Consider the following 26,720-nt stretch of genomic DNA (forward strand, 5'->3'; position numbering starts at 1 on the left):
CCATGTCAGAGAAACTGTCACAGAAACTCCACACCGTCCTGGTGGCCAACCGGGGTGAGATCGCGTGCCGCGTGATCCGCTCGCTGCGGGCGGCCGGGATCCGTTCGGTCGCCGTCTACTCCGATGCCGACGCCGACGCGCTGCACGTGCGTATGGCCGACGCCGCGGTCCGCCTGGGACCGGCGCAGGCCACTCAGTCCTACCTCGACATCGACAAGGTCATCGACGCCTGCCGCCGCACCGGTGCGCAGGCGGTTCACCCGGGGTACGGCTTCCTGTCGGAGAACGCGCGGTTCGCGCGCGCGCTCGACGAGGCGGGCCTGATCTTCATCGGGCCGCCGGCGTCGGCGATCGAGACCATGGGAGACAAGATCACCGCCAAGGCGGCGGTGTCGGAGCGTGACGTGCCCACCGTGCCGGGGATCTCCAGGCCCGGCCTGACCGACGACGAGCTCATCGCGGGCGCGGAGGCGGTCGGGTACCCGGTCCTCGTCAAGCCCTCTGCGGGTGGAGGCGGCAAGGGGATGCGCCGCGTCTCCGATCCCGCCGAGCTGCCGGCCGCGCTCGAGTCCGCCCGGCGGGAGTCCGCGGGCGCGTTCGGCGACGACACCCTGTTCCTCGAGCGTTTCGTCGACACCCCGCGCCATATCGAGGTGCAGGTCCTGGCGGACACCCACGGCAACGTCATCCACCTGGGTGAGCGCGAGTGCTCGCTGCAGCGGCGCCACCAGAAGGTCATCGAGGAGGCGCCCAGCGCGCTGCTCGACGAGGCCACCCGCGAGCGGATCGGCCAGGCGGCGTGTGACGCGGCGCGGTCGGTGGGCTACGTGGGCGCGGGCACGGTCGAGTTCATCGTCTCGGCGCACGCCCCGGACGAGTTCTTCTTCATGGAGATGAACACGCGCCTCCAGGTCGAGCACCCGGTCACCGAGATGGTCACCGGCGTGGACCTCGTCGACTGGCAGGTGCGCATCGCCGCGGGCGAGGAGCTCACGCTGCGCCAGTCCGACATCACCCTCACCGGCCACGCGATCGAGGCGCGCGTGTACGCCGAGGACCCGGCGAAGGGCTTCCTGCCCACCGGCGGCACGGTGCTCGGCCTCGAGGAGCCGTCCGGGGACGGGATCCGCGTGGACTCCGGCCTGCGGGTCGGCACGGTCGTCGGCAGTGACTACGACCCCATGCTCGGGAAGGTCATCGCTCACGGTGCCGATCGGGCCGAGGCGCTGGCCCGGCTCGACGCCGCGCTGGCCGGCACCCACGTGCTGGGCCTGCGGACGAACATCGACTTCTGCCGCTTCCTCCTGTCCCGCCCCGAGGTGATCGCGGGGGACCTCGACACGGGTCTGCTCGACCGGTCGGTCGACGACTACGTCGCGACCCCGGCGCCCGAGGGAGCGCTGGTCGCCGTGGCGATGCACCGGACCGAGGAGCGGTGGGCCCGGGTGCCCGCGCGACGGCGCGGTCCGTGGGACGTGCCCAACGGCTGGCGGATCGGCGGTCGCGCCGAGGTGTGGACGCGGCTCGATCCCGGGGCCGGCTCCGAGGCCGTCACCGTGGGACTGAAGGGCACGCCCGACGACGCCGAGTGGACCATCACCGACGCGACCATCGGTTCCATCGAGGAGCCGAGGGTCGCGGCCCGCCATCACGCCCGGGTCGCGCGCGACGGCGCCTCCCTGAGGCTGACCGTCGACGGCACGCAGCAACGGTGGACCGTCGTGCGCTCGCGCGACCCGAAGGCGTCGGACACGTTCTGGGTGGCCGGTGACGGTGGCACCTGGGATCTGCGGCTGCTGCCGCTCATCGACTCGCGTATCCACGACGCGGGGGCGGCGGACGGCCAGATCCTCAGCCCCATGCCCGGTTCCGTGATCGCGTGCTTCGTCTCCGACGGCGACGAGGTCACGGCCGGGCAGAACATCCTGGCGGTCGAGGCCATGAAGATGGAGCACTCGCTCACCGCGCCGATCGACGGCGTGGTCCGGGTGCACGTCGGCACCGGCGAGCAGGTGCCCGCCGACCATCTGCTCGCGACCGTCGAGCCCCACCCCTCCACTGATGAATCCGAAGGAGCAGGCGATGCCTGAGTTGGAAGAGCACTACGCGGACCTCAAGTCGACGGTCGCCGACTTCGCCGACAAGGTGGTGGCCCCGGCCTCCGCCGAGCACGACCGTAACCACACCTTCCCGTACGAGGTCGTGGCCCAGATGGGTCAGATGGGCCTGTTCGGTCTGCCCTTCCCGGAGGAGTACGGCGGCATGGGCGGCGACTACTTCGCTCTCTCGCTGGCACTCGAGGAGCTCGGTCGTGTCGACCAGTCCACCGCGATGACCCTCGAGGCCGGCGTCGGCCTGGGTGCGATGCCGATCTTCCACTTCGGAAACGAAGAGCAGAAGCAGAAGTGGCTACCGGACCTGGCCGCGGGCAGGAAGCTCGCGGGCTTCGGGCTCACCGAGCCGGGCGCGGGTTCGGATGCCGGTGCCACCAAGACCACCGCCAAGCGTGACGGCGACCAGTGGGTGATCAACGGCAACAAGCAGTTCATCACCAACTCGGGCACCGACATCACCTCGCTGGTCACCGTCACCGCCGTCACGGGGACGCGCGAGAACGGCAAGAAGGCCATCTCGACGATCATCGTCCCGTCCGACACCCCCGGATTCACGGCCGAGCCGGCGTACGACAAGGTCGGCTGGAACTCGTCCGACACCCACCCGCTGACCTTCGCCGACGCGCGGGTACCGGTGGAGAACCTGCTGGGCGAGGAGGGGCGCGGCTACGCGAACTTCCTGTCGATCCTCGACGAGGGCCGGATCGCGATCGCCGCCGTGGCCACGGGTGCCGCGCAGGGCTGCGTGGACGAGTCGGTCAAGTACGCGCGCGAGCGCGAATCCATGGGTCAGAAGATCGGCTCGTTCCAGTCGATCGCGTTCAAGATCGCCCGCATGGAGGCCCGCGCCCACACCGCGCGCTGTGCCTACTACGAGGCAGCGCGGCTCATGTTGGCCGGCAAGCCGTTCAAGAAGGAGGCCGCGATCGCCAAGATGGTAGCCTCCGAGGCCGCGATGGACAACGCTCGCGACGCCACGCAGGTCCACGGCGGCTACGGCTTCATGAACGAGTACCCGGTCGCCCGCCACTACCGCGACTCGAAGATCCTCGAGATCGGCGAGGGCACCACCGAGGTGCAGCTCATGCTCATCGCCCGGGGGCTCGGGCTATGAGCGCGCAGCGAGCGGAGCGCAAGGAGATCGTCCAGCGCGGCCTGTGGTTCGAGGAGTACGAGGTCGGCACCGCGTACCTCCACCGGCCGGGCCGCACGATGACCGAGGCGGACAACGTCCTGTTCACCACGCTGACGATGAACACGCAGGCGCTCCACCTGGACGCGGCGTGGGCGGCCGAGCAGCCCGGCTTCGGCGGGGAGCGGCTCATGAACTCCATGCACACGCTGTCCACGCTCGTCGGCCTGTCGGTCGCGCAGCTCACGCAGGGGACGATCGTGGCGAACCTCGGTTTCTCCGAGGTGAGCTTTCCCAAGCCGGTGCTACACGGTGACACGCTCTACGCGGAGACCGTCTGCACGGACAAGCGCGAGTCGAAGTCGCGGCCGGGCGAGGGCATCGTCACGCTCGAGCACATCGGCCGCAACCAGCACGGCGACATCGTGGCGCGCGCGGTCCGCAAGACCCTCGTGCGCAAGCGGCCGGCGGGGGAGGGGACGGCATGACCCCCGCCCCGACCTGGGTCCCGCCCGGGCCGGCGCTGCTGTTCTGCCCGGCCGATCGGCCGGAGCGCTACGGCAAGGCCGCCGACCGGGCGGACGTGGTGATCGTGGACCTCGAGGACGCGGTCGCGCCGGCGGCGCGGGCCGCCGCGCGTGACGCGCTGCGGTCCTCGGAGCTGGATCCGGACCGCACGATCGTACGCGTCAACCCGGTAGACACCCCCGACCACGCCGCGGACCTGGAGGCCTTCACCGCCACCGGCTACCGGTGCGTGATGCTCGCGAAGACCGAGTCCGCCGCGCAGGTCACCGACCTGTACTCGGCGACCGGCGCCGCCGTGTTGGCGCTGGTGGAGACCCCGCTCGGTGTGGTCCGAGCCGAGGAGATCGCCTCCGCGCCCGGGGGCACCGGGATGATGTGGGGCGCCGAGGATCTGCTCGCCGCGATGGGCGGCTCGACCAGCCGCTTCTCGACCGCCGAGGCGGGCGGCCCCCGCGTGGCGGGCGAGTACCGCGACGTGCCGCGTCACGCCCGCGCGCGGGTCGCGCTCGCCGCTGCCGCGTTCGGTCGATGGGCGGTGGACTCGGTGCACCTGGATATCGCCGACGAGGCCGGGCAGCGCGCCGAGGCCCTCGACGCCGTGGCGTTGGGGTTCGTGGGTACCGCCTGCATCCATCCGTCCCAGGTGGCGGTTGTGCGGCAGGCCTACGCGCCCGACGACGACGAGGTGGCCTGGGCCCGGAAGGTCCTCGCCGCCGCGGAGCACAACCAGGGCGTGTTCCAGCTGGACGGTCGCATGGTCGATGGTCCGGTATTCCGCCAGGCCGAGGCGACGATGCGTCGCGCGGCCGCCGCCACCGAAGTGACAACCCCCCGGGCCTGATCCGGCCCCGCCTCCGAGGAGCACCGAGATGACCACCTCAAGTCTCGATTCCACCCCACTCGACCCCGCGCTGTCGCATACGCGCGGGGAGACCGACGTCCCTCTCCTCACCCAGACGATCCCCGAGAACCTCGCGGCGACCGTCGAGGAGTTCGGCGACCGCGACGCGCTCGTCGACGTGCAGGCCGGCCGGCGCTGGACCTACAGCGAGTTCCTCGCCGACGTGCGCCGGCTCGCCTCGGGCCTGCACCGTCTCGGGATCCGCGCCGGAGACCGGGTGGGGATCTGGTCGCCCAACCGGTGGGAGTGGGTGATGGTCCAGTACGCCACCGCCGAGATCGGCGCCGTGCTGGTCAACATCAATCCGTCCTACCGCGTCCACGAGCTCGAGTTCGTCCTGGGGCAGGCAGCGATCAAGGCGGTCATCGCGGCACCGCAGTTCAAGGACTCGGACTACACCGGGATGCTCGCGCAGGTGCAGCCGAACTGCCCGGACCTCGAGCTGGTGGTGCTCTTCGGCGACGAGGAGTGGGAGTCGATGGTCTCCGGGCCCACCGACGCCGACGTCCTCGAAGAGATCCGGGCGGGGCTCACGAACCACGACCCGATCAACATCCAGTACACCTCCGGCACCACGGGGTTCCCCAAGGGGGCGACGCTCTCGCACTCGAACATCCTCAACAACGGGTACTTCGTCGGTGAGCTCATCAGCTACTCGGAGGTCGACCGGGTGTGCATCCCGGTTCCTTTCTACCACTGCTTCGGCATGGTGATGGGCAACCTCGCGTGCACCACCCACGGGTCGTGCATGGTCATCCCGGCGCCCGCGTTCGACCCGGTCGCCTCGCTGAAGGCGGTGGAGCAGGAGAAGTGCACGAGCCTGTACGGCGTGCCGACGATGTTCATCGCCGAGCTCGCGCTCGAGGACTTCGACTCCTACGACCTGTCGACGCTCCGCACCGGCATCATGGCGGGCTCGCCGTGCCCGGAGGCCACCATGCGCCAGGTGATCGACCGGATGAACATGGACGAGGTGTCGATCTGCTACGGCATGACCGAGACCTCGCCGGTGTCCACACAGACCCGCGCCGACGACTCCCTAGACCGGCGCGTGTCCACCGTGGGCCGGGTCGGCCCGCACCTGGAGATCAAGATCATCGACCCCTCGACCGGGGAGACCCTGCCGCGCGGGGAGGCCGGCGAGTTCTGCACTCGGGGCTACAGCGTCATGCTGGGGTACTGGGAACAGCCCGACAAGACGGCCGAGGCGATCGACGAGGCGGGGTGGATGCACACCGGCGACATCGGCGAGATGGACGCCGACGGGTACGTGAAGATCACCGGCCGCATCAAGGACATGGTGATCCGGGGCGGCGAGAACATCTACCCGCGTGAGGTGGAGGAGTTCCTCTACACCCACCCGGACATCCTCGACGCCCAGGTGATCGGTGTGCCCGACCCCAAGTACGGCGAGGAACTCATGGCGTGGGTCCGGCTCAAGCCCGGACGCGCCGACCTCACCGCCGACGAGGTCCGCGAGTTCGCCACCGGCAAGCTCGCCCGGCACAAGATCCCCAAGTACGTCCACGTCGTGGACGAGTTCCCGATGACCGTCACCGGCAAGGTCCGCAAGGTCGACATGCGCAAGACCGCCGTCGAGATCCTCGGCATCGCCTGACCGCCCGCCCGTCCAATCCAAGGAGTGCGTGAATGTCCAACAAACTCATGACCGCGGCGGAGGCCGTCGCGGACATCCCCGACGGGGCGTCGATCGCCGCCGGCGGGTTCGGCCTGTGCGGGATCCCGCAGATCGTCATCGAGGCACTCGCCGCGCGTGACGTGGGGGACTTCGAGGTGTTCTCCAACAACGCCGGCGTCGACGGCAAGGGCCTGGGGATCCTGTTGGAGACCGGCAAGCTTCGGCGGATCGTCTCCTCCTACGTGGGGGAGAACAAGGAGTTCGCCCGGCAGTACCTGTCCGGTGAGCTCGAGGTGGAGCTCACCCCGCAGGGCACCTTGGCCGAGCGGATGCGGGCCGGCGGCTCGGGGATCGGGGCGTTCTACACCCGCACGGGCGTCGGCACGTTCGTCGCCGACGGCGGCATGCCGTGGAAGTACGACTCCGACGGCGGTGTGGCCGTGGCCTCTCCGCCCAAGGAGACCCGCGAGATCCGCGGCGAGACGTACGTGCTCGAGCAGGCGATCGAGGCGGACTACTCGCTGGTGCGGGCCGCGGTGGCCGATCGCAGCGGCAACCTGCGGTTCCACCTCACCGCCCGCAACTTCTCGCCCCTGGCCGCCATGGCCGGGCGCGTGTGCATCGTCGAGGCCGAGGAGGTCGTCGAGGTCGGCGAACTCGCGCCCGACGACATCCACCTGCCCGGCATCTTCGTCCACCGACTGGTCGAGCTGACGCCCGAGCAGGTCGCGCAGACCAAGTGGATCGAGAAGATGACCACCAACCCGCCCTCGGAAGGACAGCGCTGATGAGCACCGCCGCCACGCCTGACTCCCAGCACGACAACCGGCCCACCCGGCTGGGCCGGGACCGCAAGGCCATGGCCGCCCGCGCGGCCCTGGAGCTGGAGGACGGCCAGTACGTCAACCTCGGGATCGGCCTACCGACCCTGGTGCCGAACTACGTGCCCGAGGGGGTGACGGTGACCCTCCAGTCCGAGAACGGGCTGCTGGGAATCGGGCCGTACCCGCACCCCGACCATGTCGACCCGGATCTCATCAACGCCGGCAAGGAGACCGTCACGACCCTGCCCGGGTCGGCGATCTTCGACTCCGCTACGAGCTTCGGCATGATCCGCTCCGGCAAGATCGACGTCGCGATCCTCGGGGCGATGGAGGTCAACCCGGCCGGTGACATCGCCAACTGGATGGTGCCCGGGGCGATGGTCAAGGGCATGGGCGGCGCCATGGACCTCGTGGTGGGCGCGCGCCGCATCGTCGTCGTCATGGACCAGGTCGCCAAGAACGGCTCGTCGAAGATCGTCTCCGAGATCACCCTCCCGCTCACCGGCCTGGGCTGCGTGGACCGGATCATCACTGAACTCGGCGTCTTCGACCGCGACGCCGACGGGCTCACGCTCATCGAACTGGTCGACGGCGTGACCCTCGAGCAGATCACCGCCGCCACCGACGCCCCGTTCAGGGTGGCCGACCACCTGAAGTGACGACGCCACCGCACCGCCCACCGCACACCGGGCCCCCGCCCGGACGTGCCCCACGCGGCCACAGCGCCCCCGGACTGTGGACCACACCGGTCCGCGGCCGGGTGGCGCTGTCGGCGTTGGCGTGGGTGCTCGGCTACGTGGCGGTCCTCGTCGTCGTCGTCATCCTGGGACTCCTGGCCGTGCGCGCCACGGGCGCCGGCCGACCCGAGCCCGCGAGCCTCGCCCTCGTCGTCCTGGCCGGCACCGCGGTGGCCGCGCTCGGCGCGGTGCGGGTCCATCTCCTCCGACGCCGGGGACTCGCCTGGGCGGACGTGGGGCTGCGGCGGCCGGACCGCTCGCCGTGGCATCTGGCGTGGCAGATCCCGGCGGTGACGGCCGCCGGCGTCGCCGCGTCGATGCTCGTGCTCCTCCCGCTCGGCGCCGGGCCGGACGAGGCGGACGACCCGGGCGGACACGCGATCGCCGCCGACTTCATCGCCGGCGGGCCAGTCCTCGCGGTGCTCGGACTGCTCACCGTGGCCGTGCTCGTCCCCGTCGCGGAGGAGGTCGTCTTCCGCGGCGTCGTGCTGCCCGCCGTGCGCGCGAGGCTTCGGGCCGGCGCCGGCATCACGCTCGCCGGGGCGGTCTTCGCGGTGGTGCATCTGATGCCGCCCGCGCTGCCGTACCTGTTCGTCCTGGGGGTCTCCCTGTGCGCGATGGCGGAGTGGTACCGCTCGATCGTGCCAGGGATGGTACTGCACGGCGTGAACAACGCGACCGTGTTCGCCGGGGTGCTGGCAGCGGCCGGCGCCGCCTGACCGCGACTGGCCGCGGCGGGCGCCTTCAGGCGAGGAGAGCGGAGACGAGCAGCAGGATGGGCAGGGCGCCGAGGGTCGTCAACACCGCGGAGTCGCGGGCCAGCAGCGTCCCATGTCCGTAGCGGGTGGCCACCACCAGCACGTTCTGCGCGGTGGGGAGCGCGGCGGCGACGACGACGGTGAGGAGTTCGTGGTCCCGCATGCCCAGCACCCACACACCGATCGCGTACGCCAGCACCGGGTGGGCGATGAGCTTGAGCCCGCTCGCGAGGAAGATCTCCCGCCGCGGGGAGGCGCCGGCCTCGAGGACCTTGACGCCGTAGAGCGACATCCCGAACACCAGCAGGGCGCCGGGTACGGAGATCTGGCCGACGAGGTGCACCGGCTCCAGAAGGGAATCGGACGGCGTCCAGGGCAGCGCGGCCACGACGACGCCGGCGAGCGCGGCGAGGACGATGGGCGACCTCACCGACTGGAGAAGCGCGCCGAGTGCACCGCCCCCGCTTTCCGCGCCCTCCGCGCGGGCGGCCCGCTCCAGCACCGCGATGGCGATCGGCTGCAGCACCACCACCTGGAAGAGCAGCAGCGGCATGACGAAACCCAGGTCTCCGAGGACGTACAGGGCGATCGGGATGCCGAGGTTGGCCGAGTTGACGTACCCGGCGGACAGCGCACCCACCACCAGATCGGAGGCCGGGCGTCTGAGCCAGAGCCGGGCGATCACCATGTAGAGGGCGGCGATGATGATCGCCGAGACCGCGGACACCACGAACACGCCGGTGAAGACCTGGTCGAGGGTGGTGCGGGAGAGGGAGTCGAACAACAGTGCCGGCGTCGCGACGAAGAAGACGAGCCGGTTGAGCACCAGGCGCGCGTCCGTGCCGAGGACCAGGGTCCGGGCGAGCAACCAACCCAGCGCGACGAGCGCGACGATGACAGCGAAGCCGTTGAGGACGCCGGCCACTGGCGGACTCCTAGATCGGGGGAGGGGCGGTAACGCCGATCGGGGTCGTGCGCTCCTTCTCGAAAAGGAGACACGACCCCGATCGGGTTGCTGTTGCCTGAGTCGGCGGCTAGGCGCCGCGGGCGGGACGGGCGGTTCGGTTCGACCGCGCCGAGCTGTGACTCAGCGGCTGGTGAACGGCAGCAGGGCCATCTCGCGGGCGTTCTTGACCGCGACGGCGACCTGACGCTGCTGCTGCGGCGTGAGGCCGGTGACGCGGCGCGAACGGATCTTGCCGCGGTCGGAGATGAACGTGCGGAGGGTGTTGACGTCCTTGTAGTCGACCGTCTCGATACCCGCGACCTTCAACGGGTTCTTCTTGGGTCGACGGCCCTCCTGGGCACGGATCTTCTTGGACGGGGTGCTACGTGCTTTAGCCATGGTTACCTACTCACCAGCTCGACTTAGTGACACCGGGGAGCTCGCCCCGGTGGGCCATCTCGCGCATACGGACGCGGGAGAGGCCGAACTTGCGGATGTAGCCGCGCGGGCGGCCGTCGGCGACGTCGCGGTTGCGCACCCGCACGGGCGAGGCGTCACGCGACATCTTGTTGAGAGCGGTCTGGGCCTCGAGACGGGCCTCGTCCGTGGTCTCCGGGTTCTTGATGATTGCCTTGAGCTCGGCGCGGCGCTCGGCGAACCGGGCGACCTTGGCCTTGCGCTGCTCGTTGCGCGCGATCTTGGACTTCTTGGCCACGGGTCAGCGCTCCTCTCGGAATTCGACGTGCTTACGGACGACCGGGTCGAACTTCTTGAGGACGATGCGGTCCGGGTTGTTACGACGGTTCTTGCGGGTCACGTAGGTGTACCCGGTGCCGGCCGTGGACTTCAGCTTGATGATGGGGCGGATGTCGTTACGGGCCATCTCAGATCTTCTCCCCACGGGCACGGATGCGGGCCACGACGGCCTCGATGCCATCGCGGTCGATGGTCTTGATGCCCTTGGTGGAGACGGTCAGCGTGACGCGACGACCCTCCGAGGGCAGGAAGTAGCTACGACGCTGGATGTTCGGGTTCCAGCGACGGTTGGTCCTGCGGTGTGAGTGCGAGACGGACTTGCCGAAACCCGGCTTCCGTCCCGTTACCTGGCAATGCGCCGACATGGCGTGGTTCTCCTTCCGCCCCGTCCATCGGTGGCGCGCGGCGGGGTTCGCGTCCCGACACGGCCTGAGCCGTGCGGGGGCGTACCGCCACGTCGCGAACACCGTGAGGGGCGATAGCAAACGTGCAGACAACAGCGATGGTCTAGTTTACGGCCCGACCGCCTGAAACGGTAATCGGCACGTCAGCGCCGCATTCGGCGCCCGGGGATGCCGTCGCGTGACGCTCGAATTGGGTGCCCGGCCATCCTACGGGTACGATCTTTCGATGCGTGTGCTGACACCGGAATCCCCGGTTCGGCCACTGGCACTTGCGCGCCCCTGTCGGGGCGAGCGCCAGACCCACAGACTTCTACCGAGCTAGAGGGATCCAGTATGAAGAACGACATCCACCCCGACTACCACCCGGTGGTCTTCCAGGACTCGGGCACGGGCACCAAGTTCCTCACCCGTTCCACCGCGACGAGCTCCCGCACGGTGGAGTGGGAGGACGGACAGACCTACCCGCTCATCGTGGTGGACGTGACCAGCGAGTCGCACCCCTTCTGGACCGGTGCGCAGCGCGTCATGGACACCGCCGGCCGCGTCGAGAAGTTCCAGCGCCGCTACGGCAACCGCGCCCGTCGCGCCAAGTGAGACGCGGGGCGTCCGCGCCCCGGTACACCTCCTAGACCCCGAGGACGATAACCATGGCAGTTCCCAAGCGCCGCCTCTCGCGCGCCAACACCCACTCCCGCCGCTCCCAGTGGAAGGCCGACAACGTCGCCCTCCAGGAGACCAAGATCGACGGCCGCCCCGTGGCGCTGCCGCGTCGGCTGGTCAAGGCCGCCAAGCTCGGCCTGATCGACCTCGACCGCTGAGTCGCCCCTGAGCGCTGTCAGTCGATTACTGCGGCGCTGGCAAGCGCCGCACGCACACGCCGGTCACGAGCCCGGCAGGTCCCCACGGACCTGCCGGGCTCGTCCGCGTCGACAGCGGGTCCGCGTCCGGCTGAGCGGTTCCTCAGCCGGGATTCAGGCGGGTGGGCGAAACTTGCCTCCATGAAGATTCTCGTGGTGGACGACGACCAGGCCGTACGCGAATCGCTCCGACGCTCTCTCACGTTCAACGGGTACGACGTGGAGCTGGCGGGCGACGGGGTCGAGGCGATCGAGCGGGTCGACGCCAACCGGCCGGACGCCGTGATCCTCGACGTCATGATGCCGCGTCGCGACGGCCTCGAGGTCTGCCGAATCCTACGTAGCCGCGGCGACGACCTCCCCGTGCTGATGCTCACCGCGCGGGACGCGGTCTCCGAACGTGTCGCCGGTCTGGACGCCGGTGCTGACGACTACCTCCCCAAGCCGTTCGCGCTCGAGGAGCTCCTGGCCCGCCTGCGCGCGCTTCTGCGTCGCCGAGGCCCCGACTCCGGGGAAGCCGACGAGGTCCTCGAGTTCGAGGACCTGCGCATGGATCTGGCGACCCGCGAGGTCAGCCGGGGCGAACGTCGTATCCAGCTCACCCGCACCGAGTTCTCCCTGCTGGAGCTGCTCATGCACCACCCGCGCCGGGTGCTGACCCGCAGCCACATCCTCGAGGAGGTGTGGGGCTACGACTTCCCGACGTCGGGTAACGCGCTCGAGGTCTACATCGGCTACCTGCGTCGCAAGACCGAAGGTGAGGGCGAGAGCCGGTTGATCCACACCGTCCGCGGTGTGGGATACGTGTTGCGCGAGACGCCGTAGTGCCGGCCCGCGCGATGCGGACGAGAACCGCCCCGATCTCTCTGCACCAGCGGGTCACGTTGCTGGCCGCGAGCTCGGTCGGGGTCGCGGTGGCCCTGATGGCCGTCGCGGCCTACTTCGTCGTGTCGGGGTCGATGTACAGCGATGTCAACAGTCGGCTGCAGCAGCAGGCCGATCAGCTGGTGAACAGTCAGTTGGCCTCCGAGTTCGCACTGCAGTCCCGCAGCACCCTCATCGCGCTGCGTGCGTTCAACCCCAACCTCGACGCCCAGATCGTGGCCCCCTCCGGTGTACGGACCGCGACCGGCGAGCCGTTCCAGATCGGCGGGCCGGAGATCTCGGTGGTACGAGGTGAGTCCGATTCGAGCCTGCGGACCTCCGGCGGCAAACAGATCTACGCTGTCGGCGTCCGGGACGGCTCGACGCTGATCCTCGCGCAGGATCTCGGCCCCACGCGCGCGGCGCTCAACCGACTGGCGATCGTGTTGACGCTCGTCGGCGCGGCGGGCATCGCCCTCGCCGCCGTGGCCGGGACGGCCGTGGGTCGCACCGGGCTGGCACCGGTCGCGCGCCTTACCCGGGCGGTGGAACGCATCGCCCGGACGGACGACCTGCGGCCCATCCCCGTGGCCGGTGACGACGAGATCGCGCGCCTCACGAGCAGTTTCAACCAGATGCTCGTGGCCCTGGGGGAGAGCCGCGAACGCCAGGCCCGCCTCGTGGCGGACGCGGGCCACGAACTCAAGACCCCGCTGACGAGCCTCCGGACGAACGTCGAACTGCTCATCGCCGCGAGCCGCCCCGGCGCGCCGTCCATCCCGGACGCGGATCGCAGTGCGCTCGAGGTGGACGTGATCGGCCAGATCTCCGAGCTCAGCCAACTGGTCGGGGATCTCGTCGAGCTCGCCCGGGAGGACTCCGGCGAGGTCGAGCTGGAGCCGGTCGCCGTGTCGGAGGCCGTCGAGCGGGCACTCGAAAGGGTGCGCCGCCGTCGGCACGACGTGGAATTCGACGTCGAGTTGACGCCCTGGTATTCGTATGGCGACTCTGCGGGGATCGAGCGTGCGGTGCTCAACGTGTGCGACAACGCGGCCAAGTGGAGCCCCCCGGACGGCACGGTGACCGTGCGGATGCGGCTCGTGTCCGACGCGGTGATGGAGCTGACGGTGTCGGACCAGGGCCCCGGAATCCCCGAGGAGGACAGGGAGCTCGTGTTCGAGAGGTTCCACCGGTCCCGCGAGGCCCGCGGCATGCCGGGTTCCGGTCTGGGGCTGGCGATCGTGCGCCAGGTGACGACCCGGCACGGCGGGACGGTGGAGATCGGTGACGCCGAGGGCGGTGGCGCGCAGGTGCGCCTCACCCTGCCGGGCAACGAGCAGTTCCCCAACTGACCGACGTCGGATGCTCTCGCCGCCCGGCCCGGGTGGGTTTCAGCGGACACACAGGGCGGTTCAGCGGAAGCACAGCGTGGTCGGGGATCATGGTGGCCATGGAGAACGAGAACGGTCGGGGCCCGGGAGACCGGGGCCCCGGAGACGAATGGGCGCCCGGATCGCGCGCAGGCCTCGGCGGATCCCCTCAGTGGCAGCCAGGACAGAACCCGTACACGGGCCGCGACCCGAATGCCGGCCGGTTTCCCCTCGGCGAGCAGCGTCCGCCCGGACCCGGTGGGCCGGCTGGCCCGGCCGGGGCGGCTGGCCGGCCTCAGGGATGGGGCGACGGCGCCCGCGCCACCGCGGCGTTCCCCCCGCAGCAGGCGCCGGGTCAGGCCGGCCCCGCGGGCGCCGGGCCCGCGACGGGCGCGCCCTTCGCGGGTGGACCGGAGCACGTGGGCGGCGAGCCCGGGTCGGCGTCAAACAAGTCCGGTAGGGGGCTCGTCGTGGCCGGCATCGTGGCCGCGATGCTCGTCTCGGGCGGACTGGGCGGGTGGATCGGCGCGACGGTGGCCGGAGGGTCGGGAGAAGGACTGTCCTCGCCCATCAGCGCCACCCAGCCGGTGGGTCAGGCGCCGGACGGCACGGTCGAGGCGGTCGCCGACAAGGTACTGCCGAGCGTCGTCTCGATCGACGTGCGCTCCCAGACCGGGCGGGGCGAGGGGTCCGGGGTCGTGCTCACCGCGGACGGGCTCATCATCACCAACAATCACGTCATCGCGATGGCCAGCGCCGGCGGCAGCATCCAGGTGCGCTTCGATGACGGCTCCAAGGCGCCCGCGAGCATCGTGGGCACCGACCCAGCGACGGACATCGCGGTCATCAAGGCCGAGGCTCCCCGCCCGCTGACGCCGATCGCGCTCGGCACGTCCGCCAACCTGAACGAGGGCCAGGCCGTGGCCGCCATCGGCTCGCCGCTCGGGCTATCCGGGACTGTCACCACCGGCATCGTCTCGGCACTGGAGCGCCCGGTTCGAGCCGGTGGCGCTCAGTCCGATCAGAGCACGGTGATCGACGCGATCCAGACCGACGCCGCGGTGAACCCCGGCAACTCCGGTGGCGCCCTGGTCAACATGAACGGCGAGCTGATCGGCATCAACTCGGCCATCGCGTCACTGGGCTCGGGCAACTCGGGTTCGATCGGGCTGGGGTTCGCCATCCCGGTGGACCAGGCCCGCCGGATCGCCGACCAGCTCATCAAGCAGGGCTTCGCCACCCGGGCCGTGCTCGGCGTGACGGTGAGTGACTCCCCGGCCGGAGACGGCGCGCTGGTGCGGTCGGTCGAGCCGGGCGGCCCGGCTGACCGTGCGGGCATCGAGGAGGGCGCCATCGTCACGCGGGTGGGCGAGCGGCTCATCGAGAACGGGGACGCGCTCGTCGCGGCGATCCGGTCCCGCGCTCCGGGGGAGACGGTGTCCGTCACCTATGCTTCTCGTGAGGGCGAACCGCCGAACACCGTCGACGTTGCACTGGGAGAGGCCAGATGAGCACCAGATTCGATCCGAGGGCGCTGCCCGGAGGCCGCAAGCTCCCCACGAACGTGGACTTCGACCCGACGGCCGTAGAGCCGCCGGAGCCGGCGATCGCCGGCCGCGCGATGGTCGTGGTGGTTACGGACCGTATGCCCGAGCGGGAGGACTTCATCGGTCCGCTGGTCACCGAGCTCCTCGAGGAGGAGGGCTTCCTCGTGGGCGGCGTCGTCGGCGTGGCGGCCGACGAGTCCGAGGTCCGCAAGGCGCTCGAGACCGCGGTCGTCGGCGGGTTCGACTTCGTCGTCACCATCGGCGGGACCGGCGTCGGCCCCCGCGACATCACGCCGGAGGTCACCGAGGAGATCCTCGACCAGCGACTGCCCGGCATCGCCGAGGCCATCCGCTCATCCGGCCTCACCGCGGGAGCCGTCGACTCGATCGTCTCCCGCGGGCACGTGGGCGTCTCCGGCAGCACGGTGGTCGCGAACCTCGCGCCGAGCCGGGCCGCCATCCGTGACGGGATGGCCACGCTGTGCCCGCTCGTGTCATACGTGGTCGCGCAGCTGTCGGGCTTCGACGGTCTGTGACCGGCGCGCGGGGCTCCGAGGGCGATCGGCGGGCCGGCACCTGGGGGACCACTCCCGGGAGCGCCGACCGCCGCGCCGCGGACCGCAGGCGCATCGACGAGGTGTTCGGCGACACGCTGCCGGAGACCACCTCGGACGAGGCGCGCGGGAGCGACACCCGACTCCGGGACGACTGGTGGCGCGAGCAACGCCCGCCTCACCACGACTGAGCCCGTCCCTCCGCGACTGAGCCCGTCCCGCGGCGACTGGCCTCACCCGGCAGGGCCGGCAGCGCGGATCGGCGGCCCGCCCGGCTGCGCCCCTCAGGCGCTCCACCGCTCCGGCGCCCGAGCGACGCCGTCAGGACTCGTTGGTCGGGTTATCAGGGTCGGAGGGGTGGGCGAGCGGCCGCCCGGCGAGCAGGTCACGGATCTCCACGAGGAGTTCGTTATCCGTGGCGGGGGCCTCGATGCCCTTTCGGCGGGCGGCGGCCTCCTTCATCTTGTTCATGGGGCCCACCAGCACGAAGTAGATGATGGCGGCGATGAGCAGGAAGTTGATGACCGCCGAGATGAGCGCCCCGAAGTCCATCAGCGTCTCGGGGTTGTTCTCCAGGAGCTGCACGGCGAAGCCGATCTCCTTGTCCCCGCCGAGCAGGGCGATGAGCGGGTTGATGATCGCGCTGGTGAACGCGTCGACGATGGACGCGAAGGCGGTGCCGATCACGACGGCCACGGCCAGGTCGATCACGTTGCCCTGCATGATGAAATCGCGGAAACCCTTGAGCATCGCTCGCCCCTGTCAGATGTAGTCACCGTGCTGCCGAATCGGCACGGACGATATTAGCAGGACACGCCACCGTGGAATACCCGCGCGCGGCGGCTCAGCCGTGCACCACGACGGCCAGTGGGCTCGTGGCGGCCGTCGCGGCGAGGTGGGAGGCGAGCTCCTCGGGGACTTCGACCAGCACGGACCGGGCGCCCGACCGTCCGGCCGGGGTGTCGCGCACCCGGGCCGCCCGCGCGACGACGAGATCGGCCGCAGCGGCGTGAGCACCGGGGTCGTGGGCGTCGGCGTCGATCGTGGAGACGAGGTCCACAAGGTCTCCGGGCTTCAGCAGGTCGGCCACGGCGGGGTCGGCGAGGGCGACGGGTACCACCCGCACAGGTCGCGCCGGGCCGCCGCCGGGGGCAGCGGTGACCGCGGCGGCGACGTCGGGCGGGGGACCGGGGGTCTCCGCGGGATCGGACCGTCCGACGAACGGTGCTGCCACCACGAGCGCGGCCGCGAACGCCATCCGGGCCGTGCGTCGCCGCCGCCATCGCCCGGGCGTGGTCACCGAGGCGATGGTGCGGCGCATGGGGTCCCCCGTCGGTCGGCGCGCCCGCGGCGCGAACAGCGATGCCGCCGTCGCCCGGCGGTGTCGGTCAGACCGTAGCCGCAGGCTCCGGGCGACGGCCGCGCCGCGAGCGTCCACGCGAGAGACCTGTGGAGGCGGACGGGGGTGTGGAGAAACGCCCCGTCACGACCGTCGGGTCGGGAAGCAGCGGGGCTACGAGCCCGGGGCAGGTGGGTAGCGGACTTTTGATGCAGAACGTCGCGAACACAGCCGCCCCCGCCATGGCGTCTCGCCCTCCCCGAAGAGCGGGCGAGACGCCATGCGGGGGAGCGGCTGCGTTGCGGGTGTTCAGGCGTAGGAGCGAGGCGCCATGCCCGGGAGCGGCCGCCGGCAGGGGGAGTCGACTTCGAGGCCGGTTACGACGACGAGGACGACGACGAGCTGGACGAGCCCGAGGACGAGCCGGCACCGGCGGTCGCGCTCGAGCCCGAACCGGACCCCGATCCCGAGGACCCGGAGGGCGAGGACCCGCCGCTCGACGAGCCATTCGAGGAGCTGCCGTTCGAGGAGCCGCCCGAGGAACCGGACCCGGACGAGGCCGAGCCGGACGACCCGCCCTCGCCGGCGCCGCGGCTGTCCGTGCGGTAGAAGCCGGAGCCCTTGAAGACGACACCGACCGTGTTGAAGAGCTTGCGCAAGCCGCCGTTGCACTGCGGGCAGACCGTCAGCGAGTCCTCGTCGAAGGACTGCTGGATGTCGAAGGCGACGTCGCAGTCGCGGCACCGGTAGGAGTAGGTGGGCATCTGGCCTCCCGAGACGTATCGGATTGTGATTGGCACTCTACTCCGGCGAGTGCCAAGTTCCGAAGTCGAGAACGCCGTCCGGCGTGATCACGCCGTGTACGGGGCGGTCGTGGGCCTCGGCGGGGATGTGCTCGAGGACGTTCTCCGTGTCGGCCAGCGCGAGGAGTCGGGTGCGGGGGCCGACCAGTGCGAGCGAGCGGTCGTAGTAGCCGCCGCCCCGCCCGAGCCGCGTCCCGGAGCGGTCGACGGCCACGGCCGGCACCAGCACGAGATCGGCGTCGGCGATGCGCTCGGGTCCCTCCGGCGGTGCCGACGGCACGAGGATGCCGAACCGGCCCCGGACCAGGTCCGCCGGCCCGGCGTACGTCGCCCACTCCACCGGGCCGCGCGCCGGGGAGCCGGGCAGCAGCACCCGCGCACCGCGGCGCGCCAGCTCCTCCGGCAGACCCCGTCCGCCGGCCTCGTCGTCGTCGGGCACGTACGCACAGACGACCATCCCCGCGGTGACGATCCCCGCCAGGTGGTCGAGGATCGCCCGGTCCCGCCGGACGCGCACCGGCGCGGGCACGGCAGCGCGGCGCGCGAGGACCTCCCGGCGCAACCGTGCCTTCACGGTGGCGTCGGTGGTGGGCCCCGCGCCGACGTCGGGGTCGTCCTGCGACATGAGCCACAGTCTGCCGCGCGTGGCGTCACACGTGGGTGCCGGGTACGCGGTCTAAGGTGGTCGCCATGACGTCCGACACCTCACCCGCGCCGCAGTTCCGGACCGCCGTCGTCCCGGCGGCCGGTCTCGGGACCCGGTTCCTGCCCGCCACCAAAACGGTGCCCAAGGAGCTCCTGCCCGTCGTGGACACGCCGGGGATCGAGCTCATCGCCGAGGAGGCCACCGAGGCGGGGGCCGGGCGGCTCGCGATCGTCACCTCAGAGCGGAAGGTCGGCGTGATGGCGCACTTCGCCGAGGACTCCGTCCTCGAGGACACGCTCGAGGGCCGCGGCAAGGATGTATTGCTGCACAAGGTCCAGCGCGCGCCCGGGCTCATCGAGGTGGTCGACGTCCGTCAGGACGAGCCCCTGGGGCTGGGACACGCGATCGCGCAAGTCGAGTCGGTCCTCGGCGACGAGGAGCAGGCCGTGGCCGTGCTGCTGCCGGACGACCTGGTCCTGCCGTTCGGGATCCTCGGCCGGATGAACGCCGTCCGCGCCGAGCGCGGCGGCAGCGTGCTGTGCGCGTTCGAGGTGGACCCGGACGACGTCTCCTCCTACGGCGTGTTCGAGGTGGAGGACACCGACGACCCGTCGGTGAAGAAGGTGCTCGGGATGGTCGAGAAGCCGGCCGCCGAGGACGCGCCCTCCCACCTCGCCGCGGCCGGGCGGTACGTGCTGGATCGCGCGATCTTCGACGCGCTGCGTCGGACCGAGCCGGGCGCGGGCGGGGAGATCCAGCTCACCGACGCGATCGACCTGCTCATCGGCGAGGGACACCCCGTGCACGTGGTGGTCCACGACGGTACGCGGCACGACCTGGGCAACCCGGGCGGCTACATCAAGGCCTGCGTGGACTTCGCGCTGGACAACCCGGCGTACACGGACGACCTCCGCGAGTGGCTCGCGGACAGACTGGGGTCGTAACCCCTTTTTCACTGGTGAGGCGGGCCCGCTCGCGCGGGTGACGGGTACGGGAAAGGAGCACCTGGTGCGCTCCGTCGAGGAACAGCTTGCTCTGGTGACGGCGGCCGCGGTCGCCCCGCGCCCCGTGCGCGTGGCCATCTCCGAGGCGCAGGGCCTGCTGTGTGCCGAGGAGGTCGTGGCCGAGCGCCCGCTCCCGTCGTTCGACCAGGCCGCGATCGACGGCTATGCGGTGCGCAGCGTCGACGTCCGGCCCGACGGCCCCGGCGACCGGGGCGGTGACGCGCCGGACGGCCCCGTGGCCCTGCCCTTGGTCGGCCAGATCACCGCCGGCTCCCGCCAGCCCATCCGGCTGCAGCCCGGTCAGACCGTGCGCGTCGACACCGGCGCGCCGCTGCCGACCCTCGCCGACGCGGTCCTGCCGGTCGGCTGGGCCGCCCCCGACGGCCGGCAGATCGTCCCGACCCGCACCGTCCGCACCGGTGACTACGTCCGCCGCATCGGCGACGACGTCCAGCCCGGCGACGTGGCCGTCCGCGCCGGCAGCATCATCGGTCCCGCCCAGGTCGGCCTTCTCGCCTCCGTCGGCCGCGCCAAGGTGCTCGTGCACCCCAAGCCGCGGATGTCGGTCATCTCCGTGGGCGACGAACTCGTGGACGTCGACGGCCGACCCGGCACCGGGCAGGTCTACGACGTCAACTCCTACGCCCTCACCGCCGCCGGCCGTGACGCCGGTGCCGACGTCCACCGGGTGGGCATCGCCAGCACCGAGCCGTCACGACTGCGCGAGGTGCTCGAGGGTCAGCTCGTCCGCAGTGAACTCGTCGTGGTCTCCGGCGCCGCCGGCGGAGAGGCCACCACCCGGATCCGCCAGGTCATGGCCGAGCTCGGGCAGATCGAGGTCAACCGTGTCGCCATGCACCCCGGGTCGGTGCAGGGCTTCGGCCGGCTCGGTCGCGACGAGGTCCCCACCTTCCTGCTGCCGTCCAACCCGGTGAGCGCGCTGGTGGTCTTCGAGATCATGGTGCGGCCCCTCATCCGCATCGCGCTGGGCAAGCGTCAGCCCATGCGCCGCACCGTCCGCGCCCGCACGGTGGCGCCGATCTCGTCGGTCGAGGGGCGTCGCGGCTACCTGCGCGGGCAGCTCATGCGCGACACGGACACGGGCGAGTACCTGGTCCGCGCCCTCGGCGGTGCCCAGGGGTCCTCGACGCACCTGCTCGCGTCGCTCGCGGAGGCCAACTGCCTCGTCGTGATCGATCCCGGCGTCACCGCCGTGAGGGCGGGTGACGAGGTCGACGTGATGTTCCTCGCCCAGCGGGGGTGAACCGGGGCGTGAGCGGCGTGTGGGACGCGTTGACCGCCGACACGGCCGCCCACCCCGGGTGGCCCCTCGAGGCGGGGCCGCTGCGCGTGCCCGCGGGCGTCGTCACCCTGAGGCCGGTACGCCGACGGGACGCGCGCGCCTGGTCGGCGCTGCGGCTGTTCGAGCGGGACTACCTCGAGCCGTGGGAGCCGACCGTCGAGGGCCGGTGGCACGAGAACAACTCCCCGCGCGCCTGGCCTCCCATCCACGCCCAGCTCCGACGCTACGCCCGCGCCGGAGCGACCCTCCCCGCCGCCATCGAGCTCGACGGCCGCTTCTGCGGGCAGCTCACCGTGGGCGGCATCGTCCGCGGCGCCCTGCACTCCGGGTGGATCGGCTACTGGGTCGGCCGCCCGTTCGTCGGCGGCGGGGTGGCCACCGCGGCGCTGGCACTGGGCGTGGACCACGCCCTGGGGCCGGGTGCTCTGCACCGCGTGGACGCGACCGTCCGACCGGAGAACACGGCCAGCCGCGTGGTGCTCGAGAGGTGCGGATTCCGCGAGGAGGGGCTGCTGCGGCGCTACCTCCACGTGGACGGCGCGTGGCGCGATCATCTCCTGGTCGCCCGCACCCGCGAGGAGCACGGCCGGGGCGCGGTGGCGGCGCTCGTCGAGGCCGGCCGGGCCCGGCGCGCCTGAGGATGTCCTGAGCATCGTGACCTGCGGCGCGCCGCCGCTTCACGGGGCTCGCGCGCCGTTACGGTTGGATCCTCACCACGACGTCCCGAGTCGGGGTAGACGCTCGAGGAGGCCTGATCGATGTCGAGCTCGCTGCTGATCATCCTGCTGGTGGTGGTCTGGCTGTTCGTCCTCGCGCCAATGCTCATCCGGTCGCGCAATCCCATCCGCCGCACCGGTGACGCGCTGGCGCAGACGCGCACGCTGTACTCCGGCGGTTCCCGCCGCCTGGTGCCCAGTCGTGGGCGCGCCGCGGCCGATCCCGTGCAGGCCGAATCCGAGGAGTCCGTTTTCGGACTGCCGACCGGGGCCGGCGCGACGGACGCCGAGCTGCTCGACACCGAGACGTGGGAGCACCTGCTAGAGCAGACCCTGCGCCGCGAGGCCGCGGGCCGCCGTGGCGAGGCCGTGCGCCGCGCCATGGAGGAGCGGCGCGCCGCCGCGACCGCGGGCGAGCGTGCCCACGGCGGCGAGCAGACCTCGGAGGAGATCACCTCGGAGATCCCGGCGGTCGTGGTGGCGGACGAGAGCGACTCCGTGCGCGCGGTGGCCTCCGTGTCGGAGCAGAGCGCGTTGGTGGTGGCCGCCGAGGTCGGTGACGTGCGAGTCGGAACCGACGTCCGTGCGGGAGACGCCGGCGTGGACGAGGGCGCGGACGAGGACGCGCGGCGGCCCGTGGTCGTCGACGGCGAGCTGGTCGAACGCTCCGCGGGGGAGCGGCCGGCCGGGCCGACGGGTCACGCCGAGGACGCGGCGGGCATCGACGAGGAGGCCGTGCTCACCCACCGGGGTCGTCGGCGGCCCGCCGCGCCCGAGGTGGAGCTCACCGACGCCGATCTGGACTTCGCCGAGCGGCGTCGTGGGCGCGGGGCCTACGACCCGATGGCGGACCGGCAGGCCGCCGAGCAGCGCGCGCACGCCCGGCAGCGTACGGCCCTCATCCTCGTGGGCCTCTCGGTGGTCGCCGTGGTCCTGGCCCTTCTCACCGTCCCCGCCGTGTGGTGGTTCGCCGGCGGCTCCGTCCTGCTGCTCGCTGCCTACCTCATGTACCTGCGCCGTCAGGTGAAGCTGGAGGAGAGCCTGCGCCGCCGCCGCATCGAGCGCATGCGTCGCGCCCGGCTGGGCGTGGAGTCCCGCGAGGACGATGAACTGTCGATCGTGCCGCCGCGGCTGCGCCGGCCCGGTGCGGTGGTGCTGGAGATCGACGACGAGGACCCTGCGTTCGACGTGCTCGACACCCACCGCGAGGACCTGGACACCGACCCCGGTCACCACGATCAGCGGCGTCGTCACCGCGAGCCGCTGCGGCGCGCGGTGGGCTGATCGGACCCCCGATTTGGTCGGCTGCCCGACCATGCTGGTAAGGTATTCCACGCTGCTCGAGAGGGCGGCACAGCCTCTTGGAAGAGTTCGGAAGAGGGGCATCGCGGCCCGCGAGGGCGGCGAGGGGCTATAGCGCAGTTGGTAGCGCGTCTCGTTCGCATCGAGAAGGTCAGGGGTTCGATTCCCCTTAGCTCCACCCAAGGACTTCGAGTTCAGAGGCCGTTTCCGCGCAAGCGGGGACGGCCTTTCCGCTATCCGGGGAGGTGCGGTAGTGGCACGTCGAGATGGCAGTGCGGTCGGCCGGGCGGCTCCGGTCCGCGCGCGGTTCTCGGCCGACCCCGCCGACGTCCTCGCACTCGCCGCCGACCCCGCACGGTGGCGCGAATGGGCGGGCCCGATCCCGATCTGGTGGGTGCACCGGCACCTGGGCCGCGTCACGGTCCGCGCGCGTCCCGACGGCGGCGGAGAACTCGAGTGGAGCCTGCCGGCGCGGCCCACCGCTGGGCTCCCGCGGCCGGTTCTACGGGCCATCCTCTCACTGCTCGCGCGGCGGCTCGTCACCGAGGCCGACCGGCGGATCGCCGTCACCCGTCGGCCCAGCCTGCCGGCACGGTTCCAGCGCGCCGGCCTGCAACTGGTCGTCCGGCCCGTCCTGACCATCGCGCCCTTCGACGAGAAGTGGATCCGGGCGCTGCGGGCGGTCGCGACGACCGCGTCCCGGGCGACGGGGGCGCGCCGGCGGACGCGGCCCGCGCACGGTGCGCCGGTGCCGGGTCTGTGGATCGACGGGGCGGACGACGCGCCCGGCCTGCTCGTGCTGCACGGGGGCGGCTATGTCGCCGGCTCGTCGGACACGCACGCCACCATGGCGAAGGCGTTGGCCCGCCTCGCCGGGGCGACCACGTACGTGCCCGACTACCGGCTGGCGCCCGAGCACCGGTACCCGGCGGCACTCGACGACGCGGAGGCCGCGTTCCGGCACCTCGCCGAGCACGTCGGCGGCGCCGAGAGGGTCGCGATCGCCGGCGACTCGGCGGGCGGCGGCCTCGCGCTGGGACTGCTCGACCGTCTTCGCGGAGGCGGCGAACGACCGGCTGCTCTGGCCCTGATCAGCCCTTGGGTCGACCTCACCGAGCCCCTCGGCGGGGAGCGATCCGGCGGTGCCCTCGATCCGCTCATGCCCCCGTCCATCGCCGCCGACTGTCGCGACGCCTACGCGGGCGACACCCCGGTCGACGACCCGGGGATCTCCCCGGCCCGCCGGCCGCTCGACGCGAGTGCGCCGGCGGTCGCGATCGTCTGCGGGGGAGACGACTTCGTGGTCGACGACGTCCGCGGCTTCGTCGACGCGAGCACCGCGCGGGGAGCGACCGTCGATCTGCGGGTGTGGCCCGGGATGGTCCACTGCTTCCCCGTGGTCGCCGGGACGCCCGAGGGCGCGTCGGCGCTCGCCGTGCTGGCCGGACACATCCGCACGGCGGTGACGGCGACCGCGGTGGACGCCGATACAGTTGGCCCCCGTGACCGAGGGGACTATCGCGTCCGGGAGACGACCGACCGGTAAGTGGCTGAACCTGGCCGCGGCGATCGTCTGCGAGGTCGCGGGGTCGCTCGCACTCAAAGGCGCGCTGGACAGGCCCGCGCTCTACGTCGTGGTGGTGATCGGCTACCTCGGCGCCTTCGTGTTCCTCGCCCGGACCCTGAAGGCGGGGCTGCCGCTGGGCGTGGCCTACGGCATCTGGGGAGCCACCGGCGTCGCGCTCACCGCGGGCCTGTCCGCGCTGATCTTCGCCGAGCCACTGACCCCGCTGATGGTGGCCGGTATCGCGGTCATCATCGCCGGCGTCCTGTGCGTCGAACTCGGATCCCAGCGGGCTCGCGCCCGAGCGGTAGGGGCCGCGTGATGGCGTGGGGTTACCTCGTCGTCGCCATCTGTTGTGAGCTCGCGGCGACCCTCTCCCTCCGCAAGGCCGTCGACGACGCGCGGTGGTACGCCGCCGTCGTGCCCGGGTACCTGGTGGCGTTCGTGTTCCTGTCCCTCACCCTGGCCGCCGGCATGCCGCTCGGCGTGGCCTACGGCATCTGGACCGCCGCCGGTGTCGCCCTGGCCGCGGTGTTCAGCCGCCTGCTGTTCCGCGAGCCGCTCACGCCGCTGATGGGTGCCGGGATCGTCCTCATCGCCTGCGGCGTGCTGCTCGTCGAACTCGGCGCGGACGCCTGACCGCGGTTAGGCGACCCTATCCCCCGCAGGTAGGCGGGGTGTGCCGCACGCGCCCGTCGAGAAACCTGCACACGGTGTGCATAAGCGCAGGCCAAGGCCGTGACTGCGCCACTAGAACGGGTTACAGTATGCGCATGACTCTCGCGCCCGGAACCCCCGCCCCCGACGTCTTCAGCCCCGGAAAGCTCGGCAACGTCACGCTGCGGAACCGCATCGTCAAGGCCGCCACCTTCGAGGGCCGGTGTCCCCGTGGGCGGATCACCGACGAGCTCATCGAGTTCCACACCGAGTACGCCCGAGGCGGGGTCGGTATGACGACCGTGGCCTACCTCGCCACGTCGCCCGAGGGTCGCACCGATAAGCACCAATATCACTGGGGTATGGACGACGGCGGGATGCTGCGCAAGCTCACCGATTCGGTCCACAACGAGGGTGCCGCGATCTCCGCCCAGGTCGGCCACGCCGGTGCGGTCGCCAACGGCGCCTCCAACGGGATGACCCCGCTCGGTCCGTCGCGCATCCCCGCGCCCACCGGCCTGGCCCTCACCAAGGCGTGCACCCTTGCCGATATCGACCGGATCGTCGAGGACCACGTCCGGGCTGCGCGCGGCGCCTACGAGGCCGGTTTCGACGCCATCGAGGTGCACTTCGGTCACAACTACCTCGTCAGCGAGTTCCTCAGTCCGAGGCTCAACCGCCGGAAGGACGAGTACGGCGGGTCGCTGGAGAACCGCGCCCGCTTCGCCCGCCGCATCGGCCGTGCCATCCGCGACGCCATGGGCGACACGATCGCCGTCACCATGAAGCTCAACATGGACGACGGCGTGCCCGGCGGCTTCTGGATCGACGAGGCGCGGCAGGTCGCCAGGTGGCTGGAGCAGGACGGCTCGGCCGACGCGCTGGTGATGACCGTCGGCAGCTCCCTGCTCAACCCGATCTACCTGTTCAAGGGTGACGCGCCGCTGGAGGAGTTCGCCGCCACCCAGCCGCCCGTGATCAAGATGGGCATGAAGGTCGTCGGACCGAAGATGTTCAAGGAGTACCCCTACACCGACGCGTACATGTTCGACGACGCCCGCCAGATCCGCGAGGCCGTCGACCTGCCGATGATGCTGCTCGGCGGCATCGTCGACCGACCGTCCATCGACAAGGCGATGAACGCGGGCTTCGAGTTCGTCGCCATGGGCCGCGCTCTGCTGCGCGAGCCCGACTTCCCCAACAAGCTCAGGGAGGACGAGCGTCGTCGCTCGCTGTGTGTCCACTGCAACCGGTGCATGGCCACCATCTACAGCGGGAGCCGGTGCGTGCTGCGCGAGTACGTGCCGCCGATCCCGCCGCGCGGCGGCCACGACACGCTCCAGGCGACCAAGCTCACGCCGCAGGCCTGAGAGAGCAGGTCTGAGAGGAGGCCCGAGAGAGGGGACGCGCCCGACCGACACCGCCTCGACGGCACCCGCGGGCCGCTACGGTGAG

Annotated in this window: 32 protein-coding genes and 1 tRNA gene; 24 read left to right on the plus strand and 9 right to left on the minus strand. The window is 71.5% G+C overall.

What is annotated here, in order from left to right; translation table 11 throughout:
- Positions 1-2 precede the first annotated feature (2 nt).
- The 8 genes from DPA01S_RS02420 (at position 3) to DPA01S_RS02455 (ending at position 8,594) form a co-directional block, all read left to right on the plus strand.
- Positions 3-2,090 carry an acetyl/propionyl/methylcrotonyl-CoA carboxylase subunit alpha gene (locus tag DPA01S_RS02420; RefSeq protein WP_061913811.1) on the plus strand — a complete coding sequence of 696 codons (2,088 nt, stop codon included), beginning with the start codon at positions 3-5 and terminating at the stop codon, positions 2,088-2,090.
- The gene (locus tag DPA01S_RS02425) at positions 2,083-3,228 is read left to right on the plus strand and encodes an acyl-CoA dehydrogenase family protein (protein ID WP_061229046.1); all 1,146 of its coding nucleotides are present in this window, start codon (positions 2,083-2,085) and stop codon (positions 3,226-3,228) included. Before DPA01S_RS02420 ends, DPA01S_RS02425 begins: the two co-directional genes overlap by 8 nt.
- Positions 3,225-3,734, plus strand: coding sequence for a MaoC family dehydratase (locus tag DPA01S_RS02430; protein ID WP_061229045.1), 510 nt, complete (start codon positions 3,225-3,227; stop codon positions 3,732-3,734). Before DPA01S_RS02425 ends, DPA01S_RS02430 begins: the two co-directional genes overlap by 4 nt.
- The gene (locus tag DPA01S_RS02435) at positions 3,731-4,615 is read left to right on the plus strand and encodes an HpcH/HpaI aldolase/citrate lyase family protein (protein WP_061229044.1); all 885 of its coding nucleotides are present in this window, start codon (positions 3,731-3,733) and stop codon (positions 4,613-4,615) included. The genes DPA01S_RS02430 and DPA01S_RS02435 overlap by 4 nt, the downstream gene beginning before the upstream one ends.
- A gap of 28 nt (positions 4,616-4,643) precedes the next feature.
- A complete protein-coding gene (locus DPA01S_RS02440; RefSeq protein WP_061229043.1) occupies positions 4,644-6,293 on the plus strand; it encodes an AMP-binding protein in 1,650 nt (549 codons plus the stop codon).
- A gap of 32 nt (positions 6,294-6,325) precedes the next feature.
- Complete coding sequence (locus DPA01S_RS02445; protein WP_061229042.1) at positions 6,326-7,102, plus strand: CoA transferase subunit A; 777 nt, start codon at positions 6,326-6,328, stop codon at positions 7,100-7,102.
- The gene (locus DPA01S_RS02450; protein ID WP_269747520.1) at positions 7,102-7,797 is read left to right on the plus strand and encodes a 3-oxoacid CoA-transferase subunit B; all 696 of its coding nucleotides are present in this window, start codon (positions 7,102-7,104) and stop codon (positions 7,795-7,797) included. Before DPA01S_RS02445 ends, DPA01S_RS02450 begins: the two co-directional genes overlap by 1 nt.
- 101 nt (positions 7,798-7,898) lie before the next feature.
- On the plus strand, positions 7,899-8,594 hold the full coding sequence (locus DPA01S_RS02455) for a CPBP family intramembrane glutamic endopeptidase (protein WP_232302967.1): 696 nt from the start codon (positions 7,899-7,901) through the stop codon (positions 8,592-8,594).
- Positions 8,595-8,619: 25 nt separating this feature from the next.
- Here DPA01S_RS02455 and DPA01S_RS02460 read toward each other — a convergent pair whose 3' ends face one another.
- The 5 genes from DPA01S_RS02460 to rpmB all read right to left on the minus strand — a co-directional run bounded on the left by DPA01S_RS02460 (position 8,620) and on the right by rpmB (position 10,700).
- Entirely contained in the window at positions 8,620-9,558 is a 939-nt protein-coding gene (locus DPA01S_RS02460; protein WP_061229041.1) for an AEC family transporter, read from the minus strand.
- Between the two features lie 162 nt (positions 9,559-9,720).
- Complete coding sequence (gene rpsR / locus DPA01S_RS02465; protein ID WP_007632792.1) at positions 9,721-9,978, minus strand: 30S ribosomal protein S18; 258 nt, start codon at positions 9,976-9,978, stop codon at positions 9,721-9,723.
- 10 nt (positions 9,979-9,988) lie between these two features.
- Positions 9,989-10,294, minus strand: a complete 306-nt coding sequence (gene rpsN / locus DPA01S_RS02470) for a 30S ribosomal protein S14 (RefSeq protein ID WP_061229040.1) — start codon at positions 10,292-10,294, stop codon at positions 9,989-9,991.
- 3 nt (positions 10,295-10,297) lie between these two features.
- Positions 10,298-10,462, minus strand: a complete 165-nt coding sequence (gene rpmG, locus DPA01S_RS02475) for a 50S ribosomal protein L33 (protein WP_007632789.1) — start codon at positions 10,460-10,462, stop codon at positions 10,298-10,300.
- A 1-nt stretch (position 10,463) separates the two neighbouring features.
- On the minus strand, positions 10,464-10,700 hold the full coding sequence (gene rpmB / locus DPA01S_RS02480; protein ID WP_007632788.1) for a 50S ribosomal protein L28: 237 nt from the start codon (positions 10,698-10,700) through the stop codon (positions 10,464-10,466).
- 372 nt (positions 10,701-11,072) lie between these two features.
- Between rpmB and DPA01S_RS02485 the strand changes: the two genes are divergently transcribed.
- The 7 genes from DPA01S_RS02485 (at position 11,073) to DPA01S_RS02515 (ending at position 16,122) form a co-directional block, all read left to right on the plus strand.
- Positions 11,073-11,333 (plus strand): type B 50S ribosomal protein L31, encoded by a 261-nt coding sequence (locus DPA01S_RS02485; protein WP_007632787.1) that lies wholly within the window; start codon positions 11,073-11,075, stop codon positions 11,331-11,333.
- Between the two features lie 53 nt (positions 11,334-11,386).
- On the plus strand, positions 11,387-11,557 hold the full coding sequence (rpmF, locus tag DPA01S_RS02490) for a 50S ribosomal protein L32 (RefSeq protein ID WP_007632786.1): 171 nt from the start codon (positions 11,387-11,389) through the stop codon (positions 11,555-11,557).
- A gap of 180 nt (positions 11,558-11,737) precedes the next feature.
- Positions 11,738-12,421, plus strand: a complete 684-nt coding sequence (locus tag DPA01S_RS02495; RefSeq protein WP_061229039.1) for a response regulator transcription factor — start codon at positions 11,738-11,740, stop codon at positions 12,419-12,421.
- A gap of 14 nt (positions 12,422-12,435) precedes the next feature.
- Complete coding sequence (locus tag DPA01S_RS02500) at positions 12,436-13,812, plus strand: HAMP domain-containing sensor histidine kinase (protein WP_232302968.1); 1,377 nt, start codon at positions 12,436-12,438, stop codon at positions 13,810-13,812.
- A gap of 437 nt (positions 13,813-14,249) precedes the next feature.
- Positions 14,250-15,341 (plus strand): S1C family serine protease, encoded by a 1,092-nt coding sequence (locus DPA01S_RS02505; protein ID WP_232302969.1) that lies wholly within the window; start codon positions 14,250-14,252, stop codon positions 15,339-15,341.
- The gene (locus DPA01S_RS02510; RefSeq protein ID WP_061229037.1) at positions 15,338-15,913 is read left to right on the plus strand and encodes a MogA/MoaB family molybdenum cofactor biosynthesis protein; all 576 of its coding nucleotides are present in this window, start codon (positions 15,338-15,340) and stop codon (positions 15,911-15,913) included. The genes DPA01S_RS02505 and DPA01S_RS02510 overlap by 4 nt, the downstream gene beginning before the upstream one ends.
- Positions 15,910-16,122, plus strand: a complete 213-nt coding sequence (locus DPA01S_RS02515; RefSeq protein WP_061229036.1) for a hypothetical protein — start codon at positions 15,910-15,912, stop codon at positions 16,120-16,122. Before DPA01S_RS02510 ends, DPA01S_RS02515 begins: the two co-directional genes overlap by 4 nt.
- Positions 16,123-16,252: 130 nt before the next feature.
- Here the strand turns inward: DPA01S_RS02515 and mscL are convergent, their stop codons facing one another.
- The 4 genes from mscL to DPA01S_RS02535 all read right to left on the minus strand — a co-directional run bounded on the left by mscL (position 16,253) and on the right by DPA01S_RS02535 (position 18,698).
- A complete protein-coding gene (gene mscL, locus DPA01S_RS02520) occupies positions 16,253-16,681 on the minus strand; it encodes a large conductance mechanosensitive channel protein MscL (RefSeq protein ID WP_007632160.1) in 429 nt (142 codons plus the stop codon).
- 94 nt (positions 16,682-16,775) lie between these two features.
- Positions 16,776-17,252 carry a hypothetical protein gene (locus tag DPA01S_RS02525; protein ID WP_061229035.1) on the minus strand — a complete coding sequence of 159 codons (477 nt, stop codon included), beginning with the start codon at positions 17,250-17,252 and terminating at the stop codon, positions 16,776-16,778.
- A gap of 395 nt (positions 17,253-17,647) precedes the next feature.
- Entirely contained in the window at positions 17,648-18,034 is a 387-nt protein-coding gene (locus DPA01S_RS02530) for an FmdB family zinc ribbon protein (protein ID WP_061229034.1), read from the minus strand.
- A 37-nt stretch (positions 18,035-18,071) separates the two neighbouring features.
- Complete coding sequence (locus tag DPA01S_RS02535) at positions 18,072-18,698, minus strand: 5-formyltetrahydrofolate cyclo-ligase (RefSeq protein WP_061913813.1); 627 nt, start codon at positions 18,696-18,698, stop codon at positions 18,072-18,074.
- Between the two features lie 65 nt (positions 18,699-18,763).
- Here DPA01S_RS02535 and DPA01S_RS02540 point away from each other — a divergent pair, with 65 nt between their 5' ends.
- The 9 genes from DPA01S_RS02540 (at position 18,764) to DPA01S_RS02580 (ending at position 26,635) form a co-directional block, all read left to right on the plus strand.
- Positions 18,764-19,663 carry a UTP--glucose-1-phosphate uridylyltransferase gene (locus DPA01S_RS02540; RefSeq protein WP_061229032.1) on the plus strand — a complete coding sequence of 300 codons (900 nt, stop codon included), beginning with the start codon at positions 18,764-18,766 and terminating at the stop codon, positions 19,661-19,663.
- Positions 19,664-19,727: 64 nt separating this feature from the next.
- Positions 19,728-20,987, plus strand: coding sequence for a molybdotransferase-like divisome protein Glp (glp, locus tag DPA01S_RS02545; protein ID WP_061229031.1), 1,260 nt, complete (start codon positions 19,728-19,730; stop codon positions 20,985-20,987).
- Positions 20,988-21,004: 17 nt separating this feature from the next.
- Entirely contained in the window at positions 21,005-21,664 is a 660-nt protein-coding gene (locus tag DPA01S_RS02550) for a GNAT family N-acetyltransferase (RefSeq protein WP_082767729.1), read from the plus strand.
- 120 nt (positions 21,665-21,784) lie between these two features.
- A complete protein-coding gene (gene sepX / locus DPA01S_RS02555) occupies positions 21,785-23,026 on the plus strand; it encodes a divisome protein SepX/GlpR (protein ID WP_061913816.1) in 1,242 nt (413 codons plus the stop codon).
- Positions 23,027-23,149: 123 nt separating this feature from the next.
- Positions 23,150-23,222, plus strand: a tRNA-Ala gene (locus tag DPA01S_RS02560).
- 75 nt (positions 23,223-23,297) lie between these two features.
- Positions 23,298-24,590, plus strand: coding sequence for an alpha/beta hydrolase fold domain-containing protein (locus tag DPA01S_RS02565; protein WP_061229029.1), 1,293 nt, complete (start codon positions 23,298-23,300; stop codon positions 24,588-24,590).
- Positions 24,547-24,930: a DMT family transporter gene (locus DPA01S_RS02570; RefSeq protein ID WP_082767725.1), complete on the plus strand. Its 384-nt coding sequence runs from the start codon at positions 24,547-24,549 to the stop codon at positions 24,928-24,930. The genes DPA01S_RS02565 and DPA01S_RS02570 overlap by 44 nt, the downstream gene beginning before the upstream one ends.
- Positions 24,930-25,247, plus strand: coding sequence for a DMT family transporter (locus DPA01S_RS02575; protein WP_061913818.1), 318 nt, complete (start codon positions 24,930-24,932; stop codon positions 25,245-25,247). Before DPA01S_RS02570 ends, DPA01S_RS02575 begins: the two co-directional genes overlap by 1 nt.
- A 128-nt stretch (positions 25,248-25,375) precedes the next feature.
- Entirely contained in the window at positions 25,376-26,635 is a 1,260-nt protein-coding gene (locus DPA01S_RS02580) for an NADH:flavin oxidoreductase (RefSeq protein WP_439950978.1), read from the plus strand.
- Positions 26,636-26,720 lie beyond the last annotated feature (85 nt).

It is taken from the genome of Dietzia papillomatosis NBRC 105045, assembly GCF_001570845.1.
Classification (GTDB): domain Bacteria; phylum Actinomycetota; class Actinomycetes; order Mycobacteriales; family Mycobacteriaceae; genus Dietzia; species Dietzia cinnamea.